We start from the raw sequence: 12,807 nt of genomic DNA on the forward strand, positions 1-12,807 counted from the left end.
CAAGACGGCAGTTGAGGGTTGGATGGGATTTGCTTACCGAATCTCTCACCTGAAATCCCCGTCAAATCAGCCCTGTTCGCGGAGGGACCGTGCCCGGTCGGCCCTCCCGGCGCTTGAGTGTGAAGGTGAAGTCGCCGGAGAGCCTGCCGCTGAGCCGGACCGCCGAAACGAGTTGCCCGTCCGCGAGCAGCCGCTCGACCTCGGCTCGGGACAGGCCGCACCCTTCGGCGATCAGCCGCACCGGCCGGACGGGGATCGGGGCCGCGAAGCGGACCGAGACGTCGAAGGCCTCGCGGTCCAGGTGGTCGGAGCCACCGGTGTCGAGGCGCCAGACGCCGTCCCAGTCGAGGGCGATGCGGTTGCGGCGCTGCACCACCGGGTCCTGGAGCAACTCGGCTGTCAGGCCGAGGTCGTTGTCGTGCAGCCGGTCCAGCAGTTCCGGCCGTACGGAGCGCACGTTGACGCGCTCCAGGACCGTGAGTTTCGCCGTTTCCCCGCAGCCGGTGCAGAGCACGAGCAGCCAGACATCGATGAGTTTGTGGTGTGCGTTGACGCGGAACTTGCCGCTCGCCCGGAAGGTCCCGGACGCGCACGTGTGGCAACGGCGGAGAACGAGCGGCAGGCAGGTGGGCATGACCACCCAGATGTTGAGCACAGAAGTACACCGGTTTCAGTGAGAAGTCCGCAGCAAGAAGCAGCGCGGCGCACAGGTGCGACGCGCGACAGATCAGCGCTCGGGGGGTCTCACACGGTGTACAACGGCACGTCCTTGGCCAGACGACGGGGATCGGCAGCACGGTACGGGCGCACGGCGGCGCCGATCCACTGATTTTCGAGCGCGGCGTCCCCCGGCTCCGATCGTCAATTACAAGTTGACGCTGAGACATCGTCAACTTAAGATTGACGCATGAGTCCACTCGACATCAGCCTCGCCGACCTGATCGCCCGTCTCGACGAGGAACTCCCTGAAGCCAACGAGCTGGCCCGCATCAGCGAGGCGCGACTTCGTGCGCAGACGCTGTCCGACCTCGGTGACCAGCTCATCGACCACTACGTCAGCAAGGCCAAGCAGACCGGCGCGTCCTGGACCGAGATCGGCGACGCCATCGGCGTGTCCAAGCAGGCCGCCCAGCAACGCCACGCGCCCTCCGCGTTCGAGGGGTTCACCAATCTGAACCGGCACGGCATCGTGCTGGCGCAGGAGGCCGCGCGCACGTACAAGCACGACTCCATCGGCACCGAACACCTGCTGCTCGGCCTGCTCGGCGAACCTCGGGGCCTGGCGTACGAGGTGCTGGTGGCGAGGACCGAGTCGGAGCAGCGCGTCCGGGACGCGATCGCGGAAGTGATGCCGGCGGCCGGGGAGAAGGCGCTGCGCGGCCACATCCCGTTCCGGGAGGAGAGCAAGGACGCGATCGGGCAGGCGCGCCGCGCGTCGGCGGACCTCGGCCACGACTGGGTCGGCACGGAACACACACTGCTGGGTCTGATCCGCGTCGAGGAGAGCCCGGCCGCGCAGATCCTGCGCAACCTCGGCTTCACGTCGGACGAGTTGCACGAGTCCGTCAAGGCCGAGATCGCCCGACGGCGGACCGAGCGCGACGAGCAGTAACGAGACGACCGGTCCCCGCGGAGGGCCGGATCGGACGGGACCGTCACCGCCCTCCCATCCGCCGCCAACAACCATGTGGCGCCGGGGGATGGGAGGCGGTTCACCGTCTCGCAGCCATCGCGGCGTGCTCAGTCGAGGCAGAACTCGTTGCCCTCGACGTCCTGCATCACGATGCACGACTCGTTCTCGTCGTCGGCGAGCAGCACCTGCACGCACACCGCGCCGAGCGCGACCAGCCGTGCGCATTCGGCCTTCAGCGTCGCCAGGCGCTCTTCCCCCACGAGCCCGGTGCCCACCCGTACGTCGAGGTGCACCCGGTTCTTGACGACCTTGCCCTCGGGAACGCGCTGGAAGTACAGCCGGGGGCCCACACCCGAGGGGTCACTGCAGGAGAACCACCTGTCCCGGTCCTCCGGAGACCGGGAGCCGTTGAAATCGTCCCAAGTGGCGAACCCCTCCGGTGGCGGCGGTGGTTCGTACCCCAGCACCTCGCACCAGAAGCGGGCGACGCGCTCGGGTTGCGCGCAGTCGAAGGTGACTTGGAACTTCTTGATCGATGACATCGGCGCACCCTAGCAGGGGGCTCGGTCGGTCACTTCCCGGTGCGGATCCGGCTGATGGCGGGGCACACCGGGTTCGCGCAGGGTGCCGAACAGCAGGCCGCTCAGGACCGGCATCAGGACCAGCGGCGCCAGGGCCGTCTGCAGCGACGTGGCGTCGGCGAGGCTGCCGAGAGCGGGTCCGGCCAGGCCGCCGATGCTCACGGTCAGGCCGAGGGTGACCCCGCTGGCCGTGCCGATCCGCGAGGGCAGATAGTCCTGACCGAGCGTCACCTGGAGCGAGAACGGCACGTACAGCCCGGCGGACGTCAGCGCCACGAACAGGTAGAGGGCCGGGCCCGGCACCCACACCACACCCGCGACGGCCACGACGGCGAGCGCGTACGACCAGCGGCAGACGGCCACCCGTCCCCAGCGGCCCGCCAGGGACCCGCCCAGTACGGAACCGACCGCGCCCCCGAGGTAGAGGACGGTCAGCGCCGCCGTACCCGCACCCGTACCGCCGCCCGTGCGCTGCCGGGCGTACAACGAGACGAAGGTGCTCAGGCCGACGAACACGACCGACCGGAACACCACGGCCAGGGACAGCCGTACGAAGGAGGGCACGTCGTCGCTCCCGGCCGGCATCCGCGCGGCGGCGCCGAGGGCCTTCCCGTCCCGCAGGGCGCGCAGCGCCGGCAGGCACAGCGCGGTACCGGCCAGCGCCGGTATCAGCAGCAGGGGCGTCCAGCGCAGCCCGCCGCCCGCCACGACGGCGCCCACCGTCAGCGGGGCCAGCGCGAAGCCGATGTTGCCGCCGGTGGCGAACACCGCCATCGCGCTGTGACCGCCCCCGCCGGCGAGGCGCGCGACCCGCGCGGACTCGGGGTGATAGGCGGCCACCCCGATCCCGGACAGCGCCATGCCGGCGAGGGTGAGCGGGTAGGAGCCGCCCACCCCGCTCAGCGCGACACCGGCACCGCTCAGCAGGGTGCTGGCCGGCAACAGCCAGGGCAGCGGCCGGCGGTCGGTGAGCATGCCGAACAACGGCTGGGCCACCGAGGAGAGGACGGACGCGGCCAGGACGACACCGGAGGCCACCGCGTACGAATAGCCGCGCTCGGAGACGAAGAACGGCAGCAGTGCCGCCACGGCACCTTGGTAGATGTCGACACAGCCATGGCCGACGGACAGCAGAGTGATCGAGGTATTCCTGCGCACCCGGCCATGCTCCGGGCCCGGCCGGCTGTCCCACTTCCGGTAATCTGCCAAGTGATGACGGAAATCCGCCACGATCCGGTCGCCCCGACCCGCACCCGACGGCTGGCCCCCGGCCACGAGATCGACGCCCACCGGCACGACGACCACCAGATCGTCTACGCGGGCCGCGGAGTGCTGGCTGTGACGACCGGCGCGGGCTCCTGGGTCGCCCCGGGCACCCGGGCCATCTGGGTACCGGCCGGCACCGTCCACGCGCACCGGGCCTACGGCGAACTCGAACTGCACTTCCTCGGGCTGCCCGCCACCGAGAACCCCCTCGGCCTCGACGCCCCGACGGTCCTGGCCGTCGGCCCGCTGCTGCGCGAACTGATCATCGCCTACACCCGCGGCGAGGACGACGACAGCCCCGAACGGGCCCGGCTCCGCGCGGTCCTCCTCGACCAGCTGCGGGCCGCACCGCAGCAGCCGCTCCACCTGCCCACCCCGACCGCACCCCTGCTGCGCGAGCTGTGCGCGATCCTGCGGGCGGACCCGGCCGACGACCGTACGCTCAAGGAACTCGGCCGCGTCGTCGGCGCCAGCGACCGCACCTTGTCCCGGCTGTTCCGCGGCGACCTCGGCATGACCTTCCCGCAGTGGCGCACCCAACTGCGGCTGCACCACGCGCTGGTCCTGCTCGCCGACCGCACCCCGGTGACGACGGTGGCCCACGCCTGCGGCTGGTCGTCGGCCAGCGCCTTCATCGACGCCTTCCGTCGGGCCTTCGGTCACACTCCGGGCTCGCATCCGACGAGCTGACGGACGGCGCCGACGTCGGCGCCGATGCGGCTGCGGATTCCGACGGGTACCCGCGGTCCGCCTCCGGGTCCCGCACCGCCCGTACTTCCCGCGCCCCCGGCACCGTCCGCGGCGAACGCGCGGCAGGTGTGGCGAAGGCCGCGGCCACCACCAGCACGAGCACCGGGATCAGCGCGTGCCGCAGCCCGAAGTGCTCGCCGAGGTAACCGAGGGACGGCGGGCCCACCAGGAAGGCGACATAGCCGACGGTCGCGGCGAGCGAGACCCGCGCGGCCGCGTCCTCGCCGGAGTCGCCCGCCGCGGAGAGCGCGACGGGGAACCCGAGCGAGGCCCCGAGTCCCCACAGGACGGCGGCGGCCGCCGCCACGGCCTGGTTGTCCACGAAGATCACCAGGGCCAGTCCGGCGGCCCCCACCAGCGCGCTCCCGCACAGCGCCGCCGCCCGCCCGAACCGGTCGACGAACCGCCCGCCCACGAACCGCCCGACGGTCATCGCGGCGGCGAAGACGGCGTAGACGGCCGAGCCCAGCGCGGCGTCGAAGCCGTGCCCGTCCACCATGACCAGCGGCAGCCAGTCGTTCGCGCTGCCCTCGGCCAGGGCGAGGGCGAGGATGACACAGCCGATGAGCAGGAGCGTGGGGTCCTTCCAGACCGCCGTACGGGCCGCGCCCGGTTCACGGGCGCCGGTGGCGGCCTGCCGGCCGACCTCGGCCGGTACGCGCCGGATGACCAGGGCGAGGGCGACCAGGACGACGGCGGTGACGGCCACGAGATGGACCAGGACGGGGAAGTCGATCGCCGTCAGGCACATACCGCCGACCGCGCCGACGACCGTGCCCAGGCTGAAGAAGCCGTGCATGGCGGGCAGCGTGGAGCGCCCCAGCAGCCGTTCCACCTCCGCGCCCTCGATGTTCAGGGCCACCTCGTCACCGCCCATGCCGAGACCGAACAGTCCCAGGCCCAGCGCCACGGCGGTACCCGAGCCGGCGGCGGCGCCGACTCCGACGACCGCCGTACCGGCCGCCACGGTCGAGGTGCCGACCAGGATGACCAAACGGGCGCCCCAGCGGGCCACGACCGCTCCCGAGCACAGGATCCCGGCCATCGAACCGACCGAGAGCCCGAACAGGATCAGACCCATCTGCGCGGTGGACACGCCGAGCAGATCGCGCACGTCGGGGGTGCGGGTGACCCAGGAGGAGAGCGTCAGCCCGGGGGCGAAGAACAGGACGAAGACGGCGGTACGGCGCCGGGTGGGATCGGCGGTCATGGGCGGGGGCTCCAGAGGTGTCGTGCAAGAGTCTGTGCGACTGAGTCTGTACGACCGTACACACTTGCTTGTACATCTGTACACACTCGGGACCGCTTCACCCATGACACATTGAGGGCGTGAGCGGCACACGACGCGAGATCCCGAACGACCCAGGACGCAAGGAGCGCATTCTGGACGCCGCCCTCGAGGTGATCGCCGAGGGGGGTGTGCACCGGACCACCCATCGGAAGATCGCGGCGCGGGCGGAGGTCCCGCTCGGTTCGCTGACGTACTACTTCGACGGCATCGCGGACCTGTTGGCCCAGGCCTTCGCCCGGCTCTCGGACACGATGTCGCATCTCTATCGGCGGACCCTGCAGTCCGCCGCCTCGACGGCCGAGGCCGAGGCGGCCGTCGTCGAGCTGATCTGCGGACCGGCCTACGCGACCGAGCGCGACATGACGCTCATCTTCGAGATGTACGCCTACGCCAACCACAACGAGGCGGTCTCCGCCACCACCCGCACCTGGCTGGAGCGCAGCAGGGACAGCCTCGCCCTGCACTTCACGCCCGGGGTGTCCCGCGCGCTCGACGCGCTGATCGAGGGCTGGCCGATGCACCGCGCCTTCGCCGACGCCCCCCTCGACCGGCGCCTGGTCACCGAGACCGTGCACGCGATCGTCACCGCCGCTCCGGAACTCTCCACCGGTGACGGCTGAGTGCGGGGCGGGCCCGCGGGCCCGGTGTGACGATCACACCATCGGGTGCGCTATTCTTGATCCAGAGCCGGTCGCCGTGAAGTCCCGGCGCTCGGTGACGCGTTGGTGGTCCAAGGAAAGACGCTTCGCTTCCTGCGGAGAAATGCAGGTGCAAGGCCTGCCCGGCGCTCGACGAAAGGGCCCGTCCACACTGTGGACGGGCCCTTCGCCATGCCGCGCCGCGCGAGAACGCGCGGCGCGGGGCGGCCGCTCAGTGCACGACATCCGCGAGATGGGGCACCACACGCGTCAGCCGGACCACCCCCCACAGGATGAGGCCGGCGCCCATCGCCTCGGGCAGCAGCCACCAGCCGGTCCGTACCGACTCGTCGAACAGGACGACGCCCAGCAGCAGGCTGACCGCCGCGTCGCCGATGGTCAGCGCGGGCTGGGAGGCCACGAGCGGACCGGCCTGCAGCGCGTTCTCCAGGAGGATCAGCGCGGTGATCCCGGCGAGCGCGAAACCGTAGGTCTGCCAGGCGGTGAGGAAGGCGGGCAGACCCGCCTGGGCGAGCCGGTCGGTGGCCGACTTCATGAGCGCGGCGGTCAGCGCGTTGCCGATCGCGGCACCCGTCGCCAGGGCCGCCGCCCGGAACAGCGGCGACGAGGAGGACCGCTCCAGCAGCACGGTGCCGCCCATGGCGCCCAGGGTGAGGGCCAGGGCCGGGATCCAGCGTGCCATCGACGCCTGGTCCCGCCCGCCGGACGGCGCCGCCGAGCCGAGCAGCAGGGCCAGGCCGCCCACCACCACGGCGACCGCCCACCAGCCCTGCGCGTTCGGCCGCCGGTGCAGCAGCGGTACGGCGATCAGCAGGGCGAACGGCAGCTCCAGCATGAACAGCGGCTGGACCAGCGCCATCGGGCCGTTCACCAGGGCCAGCGCCTGGAACACGGCGGCGCCCGCGACCCCGGCGATGCCGATGGCCCAGGCGGGCCGCCGCATCAGGGTGAGCAGCAGGCGCACCCCGCGGCTGCCGGGCGCGGTGGAGGCGGCCTTGCGCTGGAAGGCCGTGCCCGTGGCATTGCTGACGGCACCCAGGACGGCGAAGAGCACGGCGAGCACCATCATGCTTCCAGCATGCCGTCAGCGGGCCGCCCGCTCTCCCGGACACGCGGCCGGTCACCGCGGTCTCCGTCCCGCCGGGCGGCGCGTTCCGGGAGTCAGGGCGCCGGGGACCGCGCGCCCGCCGTGTCCCCGTATCGTCAGGCCACCTGTCCGCCGTGCAACGCGGTGTAGACACCGCCCCGGCGCAGCAGTTCCTCGTGGGTGCCGATCTCGCGGATACGGCCCTCGTCCATCACCACGATCCGGTCGGCGCCGCGCACGGTGGACAGCCGGTGGGCCACCACGAAGGTGGTACGGCCCCGCAGCAGCCGGGCCAGGGCCTGCTGCACCAGTGCCTCGGAGCGGGTGTCCAGCGCCGAGGTGGCCTCGTCCAGCACCAGCACCCGTGGATCGCGGATCAACGCCCGTGCGATGGCCAGGCGTTGGCGCTGCCCGCCGGAGAGGCGGGCGCCCCGCTCGCCGACCACGGTGTCCAGGCCCTGGGGCAGCCGGTCCACGAACTCCAGGGCGTTGGCGTCACGCAGCGCCGTGCGCACCGCCTCCTCGTCGGCCTCGTCCTCCATGCCGTAGGCGACGTTCTCCCGGACCGTGCCGTCGAAGAGGATCGACTCCTGCGGGACGACCGAGACGAACCGCCGGTAGGTACGCAGATCGAGGCCGCTCATGTCGGTGCCGTCGAGGAGCAGCCGGCCGGCGGTGGGCCGGATGAACCCGATGACGAGGTTGAGCACGGTGGACTTGCCGGCCCCCGAGGCGCCCACCAGGGCGACGGTCTCGCCCGGTACGACATCGAGGGTGAAGTCCGCGACGGCCGGGCGGCCGGTGTCCTCGTAGGCGAAGCCGACCCGGTCGAAGGTGACGGCGCCGCGCACGGCGGTGACCTCCGTCCGGCCCTCGTTGTCCTCGAGTTCGGGTGCCTGGAGCACCTCGCCCACCGAACGCACCGACTCCAGCCCCTTGGTGATGACCGGGGCCAGACTGGTCAGCGTCGTCGTGGAGTTGGTGAGGGTGGTCAGGAAGGCGCTGAGCATGACGACGTCACCGGCGCTGACACCCCAGACGCCGTAGTACGACACCAGCGCGGCGGCGGCCAGCACGGAAACGCCGATCACGTTGAGGACCACCCAGGCCAGCGAGCCGAAACGGCCGTTGACCAGGTCCAGGCGCATCCCGGAGGTGAGCAGCCGGCGCAGGGTGCCGTCCATCCGGCGCAGTGCCTTGCCCTCCAGGCCGTGGGCGCGGGTGACCGGGATGAGCCGCGTCATCTCGGTCACCCGGGAGGACAGGGTCTCCACCTCGTGCCGGAAGTGCTCGTTGTGGCTGCGCAGGCGCGACCGCAGCCGGGCCACGATCAGCGTCGCGCCCGGCACCACGATCAGGAAGACCGGCAGGAACTCCGGTGTGCGGACACCGATGATGACCAGTCCGCCGGCCAGCACGGTCAGCGCGCCCAGGCCCTGTTCGGCGGTCTGCTGGACCATCTGCTCGACGGTCTCGACGTCCCGTACCACCTTGGCCTGCAGCACGCCCGCGCTGACCCGGGAGTGGTAGCCGATCGACAGCTGCTGCATGCGCGTGCACAGCGCCGAGCGCAGCGTGGTGCCCATCCGGCGGACGCTGCCGTAGAGCAGCCGTACGTACAGCACGTGCAACGGGTAGTTGACCAGCAGGATCGCCATGATCAGCGCCACGGCCGTCCACAGCCGGGAGACCGGCCGGTGCCCGACGACCGTGTCGACGACGGACGCGGTGATCAGCGGCAGCAGCCAGATGGGACTGTGCTTGACGGTGAACACCAGGACCGCCACCGCCAGGCTGCGGCGGTCGGCGCGCAGCAGGTAGGCGAGGGTGCGGACGGGGTGTTCGCCCCGGTAGCGGTGGTCGAGCGGTCTCTGCGACGTCGATGCCATCGACGGTGTCCCCCTGGTGTGCCCGGCTTTCAGCAACCGCTTTCCGCGGATCACCGTACACCTGGTGCCGGACCGCCACAGCGGTTCGGGTCGACTGACCGATGCGCCCACGAGCCGGGTGGGAGAAGGTGGGGGAGAGGGGCGGACGATACGGCGGGTGCCCCGTCGTACGCCGAACCACTCCGTCGTGCGGAAAGAGGCAGCCATGACAGGACCAGAGGCCGAGGCCGAGAGGGAGATCCTCGGCCGCATCACGGAAATGATCAGCCAGGAGAAGGACCTGCGTGACCGCCTGGCGCAGGAGGAGATCGACGGGACGACCGAGCACGCCCGCCTGGCCCGCCTGGAGACCGAGCTCGACCAGTGCTGGGACCTGCTCCGGCAGCGCCGGGCCCGGGTCGAGGCGGGGCAGGACCCCACCGGGGCGAGCGTCCGTCCGGCGTCCGAGGTGGAGGGCTACCTGTCCTGAGGGCCCGGCCGGTCCGACGCGCCGGAAGGGCGGCACCCGCGTGCCCGGGTGCCGTCCGCCACGCCCTCGCGCGGCCAAGGCGGCGTGATGAGTCCCTCAGGCGGCGCCGCCCGGCAAGGGCTGGACGCGTCGCCCGCCGGCGTCGATCGTGGGCGGTATGAACGATCACCGCACGGCACCCGCGGGCCCTGCCGAACCCGCCTCCGCCCATGGCCACCTCCACCCGGTGGGAACACCGGCGCCGAGCGGGGCTGCCGGCGCGGAGGCGGGCGTGAGTACCGCGGAGGCCGCGGCGGTACGCCGGTTCACGGAGCGGCTCGGTCTGCCGGGCCTGGTCGACGTCCACACGCACTTCATGCCCGAGCGCGTGCTGCACAAGGTCTGGGACTACTTCGACACGAACGGACCGCTGATCGGCGGACTGGAGTGGCCGATCACCTACCGCAAGGAGGAGGCGGAACGGACCGCTCTCCTACGGGAGTTCGGCGTCCGGGCCTTTACCTCGATGCTCTACCCGCACAAGCCCTCCATGGCGACCTGGCTGAACGCGTGGGCCGCCGACTTCGCCGGCCGTACCCCCGACTGCCTGCACACCGCGACCCTGTTCCCCGAGCCCGGCGTCGAGACGTACGTCGGCGAGGCCGTCGCGGCGGGCGCCCGGGTGTTCAAGGCGCACGTCCAGGTGGGGGCCTACGACCCGGCCGACGAACTCCTCGACCCCGCCTGGGGGTTGCTGGCCGACGCCGGGACACCGGTCGTGATCCACTGCGGCTCCGGTCCCGCCCCCGGCAAGCACACCGGCCCCGAGTCGATCGCCCGGGTGCTGGCCCGGCATCCACGACTGCGGCTGATCGTCGCGCACATGGGGATGCCCGAGTACGAGGAGTTCCTCGGCCTCGCCGAGCGCTACGAGGAGGTGCGGCTGGACACGACGATGGCGTTCACCGACTTCACCGAGCAGTTCATGCCGTTCCCCGGCCGCGCCCTGCCCCGGGTCGCCGACCTGGGCGACCGCATCCTGCTCGGCTCCGACTTCCCCAACATCCCCTACCCCTACCTCCACCAGCTCCAGGCCCTGGAACGGCTGGACCTCGGACCGGAGTGGCTGCGGGCGGTGTGCCACGACAACGCGGCGCGCCTGTTCGGGGTGTGACCGGGACGCCGGATGCCGGGCGCCGCGCGGCCGGTCGGACGGTCAGGCCGGTGGCGGCTCGGGTGCGGCAACGACGGCTACACCCACCTCCAGCTTCTCGAACAGGCCGAGCAGCTCGGCCAGGGAGACCGGTCCGCGGCCGTGGCCGATCAGCGCGACCGGCTGCCGGAAACCGTCCCGTTCGGCGGGTTCGAAATCGGTGACGGTCTCGCGGCGCACGAGGACGACCCGGTCCTCGTCCAGGGGATCGCGGGGGAGCCCGTCCAAGTGGGCGCGCAGCTCGGCCGGATGCGAGGTCAGGTCGTCGGCGAGGAGGCTGCGGTAGGCCAGCAGGGACACGGCGAGGCGGTCGCCGGTCCGCTCGTAGCGGGCCCAGAGATCGTGCGGCAGCAGGTAGAACACGCCCTCCTCGCCCTCGTGACCCCGGTTCAGCAGCACACCCGCCATCCGCTCGGCCGGGTCGGAGGAGGTGTGGTCGAGGTCCAGGATCACGGCCCGGTAGTCCGGGTCGAGCGAGGGAATCGCACTGATCCACATGCGGGCGGAGCCGTCCATGGCGGGCATTCAAGCACATGGCCGAACCCGGCTCACCGGCTCCTGGTCACTCCCCGATGAACCGCACCGTCTCCGCCAGGTCCGCCCGTCCGGTGCGCACCGGTGGCACGCCCTGCCGCTCGAAGCCCACCGCGACCCCGCAGAGCAGCACGAGTCCGTCGGCGGCCCCGACCAGCCGGCCGACGGTCTCGCGGTACATCGTCCACATCACCTGGGGGCAGCTGTGCAGCCCTTCGGCCCGCAGCAACAGCATGACCGTCTGCAGGTACATCCCGGCGTCCGCCCACTGCCCGGGCCCCATCGTCCGGTCGAGGTAGCAGAACAGCACGACGGGTGCCCCGAACGCCTCCGAGTTCAGGGCGGCGATCTTCAAGGGCCGGTCCGGGTCGTGTCGTTCGATGCCCAGCGCCGCGTACCGCTGGGCCGCCGCCTCCGCGAAACGGTCCCGGTACGGCGGGCCCAGCTCGGCCGGGTACATCGGGTACTCCCGCTCGTCGCCCGGGTCGCCCGCCCGGGCCCTGGCCGTCGCCCGCCGCTTCAGCTCGGCGAGGGGTTCGCCGGTCACCACGTACACCCGCCAGGGCTGGAGGTTCCCGCTCGACGGCGCCCGGGCCGCCGCGGCCAGCACCCGTTCGAGCACTCCGCGGTCCACCGGCTCGTCGCTGAACGCCCGCACGGCCCGGCGGCTGTCCACGGCTTCGTACACATCCACGACGGCTCGTCCTCTCGGAGCTGGTCGATGGGGCTGGACGGCTGAGGGGGAACGAACGGCCGGGGCGGCTAGGGGAGTTCGACGCGGATGAGCCTGCGCAGCATGGTGCGCAGATGGGTCGGCATGTCGATGGCGTCCGGGCTGAGCAGCCACTGGACCTGTAGTCCGTCGATGAACGCGATGAGGTCCGCCGCCAGCCCGGACGGGTCCACGCCGGGGCGCAGGAGATCACGTCGGGTCAGGTCGTCGACGGCCAGCTGCATCTCGCGGCGGGTGCGTTCGTAGCGGGCGACGAAGTACGGGCGCGCCGGGTGGTCCGCGGCCGTGGACTCGCTCGACAGCACGGCGAAGAGGCTCACGATCAGCGGGTTGGCCTGGTTGTGCGCGAGGAGCCGGATCATGCTCGCGAAGTAGGCGAGGCCGTCGTGGGCGACCGCGCCCGACTGGAAGAAGTCCACGCCGTCCTGCCGGTCGCGTTGCTCCAGGACCGCCGCCAGCAACGACTCCTTCGTCGGGAAGTGGTGCAGCAGCCCCGCGCGCGAGACACCGCAGGCGGCGGCGAGCTGGACCATGCTCGCGTTGCGGTAGCCGACCTGTCCGAACGCGGTGAACGCGGCCTCGATGATCTGGGCGCGCCGGCGCTCCCCCTTGGGGTAGTTCCGTGGGGCCGTCCCCGGCCGCGCCGCCGTCTCCCTTGCCATGAACGAAATGCTAACCACCTCTAGAAACCATCACCCCTGTCGGTATTCTGTTCTCGGCCGT

14 protein-coding genes are annotated in these 12,807 nt (G+C 71.8%); 5 read left to right on the plus strand and 9 right to left on the minus strand.

The genetic code is table 11. From position 1 onward, the window contains the following. Positions 1-61: 61 nt before the first annotated feature. A complete protein-coding gene (locus ACIPSJ_RS24050) occupies positions 62-634 on the minus strand; it encodes a DUF1062 domain-containing protein (protein WP_401348708.1) in 573 nt (190 codons plus the stop codon). Between the two features lie 273 nt (positions 635-907). On the opposite strand from ACIPSJ_RS24050, the gene ACIPSJ_RS24055 reads away from it, so the two are divergent. After that, positions 908-1,612 (plus strand): Clp protease N-terminal domain-containing protein, encoded by a 705-nt coding sequence (locus ACIPSJ_RS24055; RefSeq protein ID WP_401348710.1) that lies wholly within the window; start codon positions 908-910, stop codon positions 1,610-1,612. 128 nt (positions 1,613-1,740) lie between these two features. On the opposite strand, the gene ACIPSJ_RS24060 is transcribed toward ACIPSJ_RS24055, so the two are convergent. Together ACIPSJ_RS24060 and ACIPSJ_RS24065 are read right to left on the minus strand one after the other, a co-directional pair. Continuing rightward, complete coding sequence (locus ACIPSJ_RS24060) at positions 1,741-2,175, minus strand: VOC family protein (protein WP_359226645.1); 435 nt, start codon at positions 2,173-2,175, stop codon at positions 1,741-1,743. Positions 2,176-2,184: 9 nt separating this feature from the next. Further along, positions 2,185-3,372 carry an MFS transporter gene (locus ACIPSJ_RS24065; protein WP_401348712.1) on the minus strand — a complete coding sequence of 396 codons (1,188 nt, stop codon included), beginning with the start codon at positions 3,370-3,372 and terminating at the stop codon, positions 2,185-2,187. Between the two features lie 54 nt (positions 3,373-3,426). Between ACIPSJ_RS24065 and ACIPSJ_RS24070 the strand changes: the two genes are divergently transcribed. Beyond that, entirely contained in the window at positions 3,427-4,170 is a 744-nt protein-coding gene (locus ACIPSJ_RS24070) for an AraC family transcriptional regulator (protein WP_401348714.1), read from the plus strand. Here ACIPSJ_RS24070 and ACIPSJ_RS24075 read toward each other — a convergent pair. Beyond that, a complete protein-coding gene (locus tag ACIPSJ_RS24075; protein ID WP_401348716.1) occupies positions 4,112-5,440 on the minus strand; it encodes an MFS transporter in 1,329 nt (442 codons plus the stop codon). The two genes, ACIPSJ_RS24070 and ACIPSJ_RS24075, sit on opposite strands and share 59 nt — an antisense overlap. Before the next feature lie 119 nt (positions 5,441-5,559). On the opposite strand from ACIPSJ_RS24075, the gene ACIPSJ_RS24080 reads away from it, so the two are divergent. Beyond that, the gene (locus tag ACIPSJ_RS24080) at positions 5,560-6,141 is read left to right on the plus strand and encodes a TetR family transcriptional regulator (RefSeq protein ID WP_359226637.1); all 582 of its coding nucleotides are present in this window, start codon (positions 5,560-5,562) and stop codon (positions 6,139-6,141) included. Between the two features lie 250 nt (positions 6,142-6,391). Here ACIPSJ_RS24080 and ACIPSJ_RS24085 read toward each other — a convergent pair whose 3' ends face one another. After that, on the minus strand, positions 6,392-7,249 hold the full coding sequence (locus tag ACIPSJ_RS24085; RefSeq protein WP_401348718.1) for a DMT family transporter: 858 nt from the start codon (positions 7,247-7,249) through the stop codon (positions 6,392-6,394). Positions 7,250-7,383: 134 nt separating this feature from the next. After that, entirely contained in the window at positions 7,384-9,156 is a 1,773-nt protein-coding gene (locus ACIPSJ_RS24090; RefSeq protein ID WP_365678242.1) for an ABC transporter ATP-binding protein, read from the minus strand. A gap of 205 nt (positions 9,157-9,361) precedes the next feature. On the opposite strand from ACIPSJ_RS24090, the gene ACIPSJ_RS24095 reads away from it, so the two are divergent. Both ACIPSJ_RS24095 and ACIPSJ_RS24100 read left to right on the plus strand, forming a co-directional pair. Beyond that, entirely contained in the window at positions 9,362-9,625 is a 264-nt protein-coding gene (locus ACIPSJ_RS24095) for a DUF2630 family protein (RefSeq protein ID WP_401348721.1), read from the plus strand. Between the two features lie 157 nt (positions 9,626-9,782). Next, positions 9,783-10,778, plus strand: coding sequence for an amidohydrolase family protein (locus ACIPSJ_RS24100; protein ID WP_401348723.1), 996 nt, complete (start codon positions 9,783-9,785; stop codon positions 10,776-10,778). A 42-nt stretch (positions 10,779-10,820) separates the two neighbouring features. Here ACIPSJ_RS24100 and ACIPSJ_RS24105 read toward each other — a convergent pair whose 3' ends face one another. From ACIPSJ_RS24105 to ACIPSJ_RS24115, 3 genes are all read right to left on the minus strand, one after another. Beyond that, on the minus strand, positions 10,821-11,333 hold the full coding sequence (locus tag ACIPSJ_RS24105) for a hypothetical protein (protein ID WP_359226627.1): 513 nt from the start codon (positions 11,331-11,333) through the stop codon (positions 10,821-10,823). A 46-nt stretch (positions 11,334-11,379) separates the two neighbouring features. Beyond that, the gene (locus ACIPSJ_RS24110) at positions 11,380-12,045 is read right to left on the minus strand and encodes a nitroreductase (RefSeq protein WP_359226625.1); all 666 of its coding nucleotides are present in this window, start codon (positions 12,043-12,045) and stop codon (positions 11,380-11,382) included. A 68-nt stretch (positions 12,046-12,113) separates the two neighbouring features. Further along, positions 12,114-12,746 (minus strand): TetR/AcrR family transcriptional regulator, encoded by a 633-nt coding sequence (locus ACIPSJ_RS24115; protein ID WP_401348725.1) that lies wholly within the window; start codon positions 12,744-12,746, stop codon positions 12,114-12,116. Positions 12,747-12,807: the final 61 nt, after the last annotated feature.

Source organism: Streptomyces sp. NPDC090088 (assembly GCF_044747345.1).
GTDB lineage: Bacteria > Actinomycetota > Actinomycetes > Streptomycetales > Streptomycetaceae > Streptomyces.

What these genes read in the sequence shown, in the direction of transcription:
- ACIPSJ_RS24050 (WP_401348708.1), bottom strand. Translation starts at nt 634, where the DNA reads ATGCCCACCTGCCTGCCGCTCGTTCTCCGCCGTTGCCACACGTGCGCG.
- ACIPSJ_RS24055 (WP_401348710.1), top strand. Translation starts at nt 908, where the DNA reads ATGAGTCCACTCGACATCAGCCTCGCCGACCTGATCGCCCGTCTCGAC.
- ACIPSJ_RS24060 (WP_359226645.1), bottom strand. Translation starts at nt 2,175, where the DNA reads ATGTCATCGATCAAGAAGTTCCAAGTCACCTTCGACTGCGCGCAACCC.
- ACIPSJ_RS24070 (WP_401348714.1), top strand. Translation starts at nt 3,427, where the DNA reads ATGACGGAAATCCGCCACGATCCGGTCGCCCCGACCCGCACCCGACGG.
- ACIPSJ_RS24075 (WP_401348716.1), bottom strand. Translation starts at nt 5,440, where the DNA reads ATGACCGCCGATCCCACCCGGCGCCGTACCGCCGTCTTCGTCCTGTTC.
- ACIPSJ_RS24085 (WP_401348718.1), bottom strand. Translation starts at nt 7,249, where the DNA reads ATGATGGTGCTCGCCGTGCTCTTCGCCGTCCTGGGTGCCGTCAGCAAT.
- ACIPSJ_RS24090 (WP_365678242.1), bottom strand. Translation starts at nt 9,156, where the DNA reads ATGGCATCGACGTCGCAGAGACCGCTCGACCACCGCTACCGGGGCGAA.
- ACIPSJ_RS24095 (WP_401348721.1), top strand. Translation starts at nt 9,362, where the DNA reads ATGACAGGACCAGAGGCCGAGGCCGAGAGGGAGATCCTCGGCCGCATC.
- ACIPSJ_RS24100 (WP_401348723.1), top strand. Translation starts at nt 9,783, where the DNA reads ATGAACGATCACCGCACGGCACCCGCGGGCCCTGCCGAACCCGCCTCC.
- ACIPSJ_RS24105 (WP_359226627.1), bottom strand. Translation starts at nt 11,333, where the DNA reads ATGGACGGCTCCGCCCGCATGTGGATCAGTGCGATTCCCTCGCTCGAC.
- ACIPSJ_RS24115 (WP_401348725.1), bottom strand. Translation starts at nt 12,746, where the DNA reads ATGGCAAGGGAGACGGCGGCGCGGCCGGGGACGGCCCCACGGAACTAC.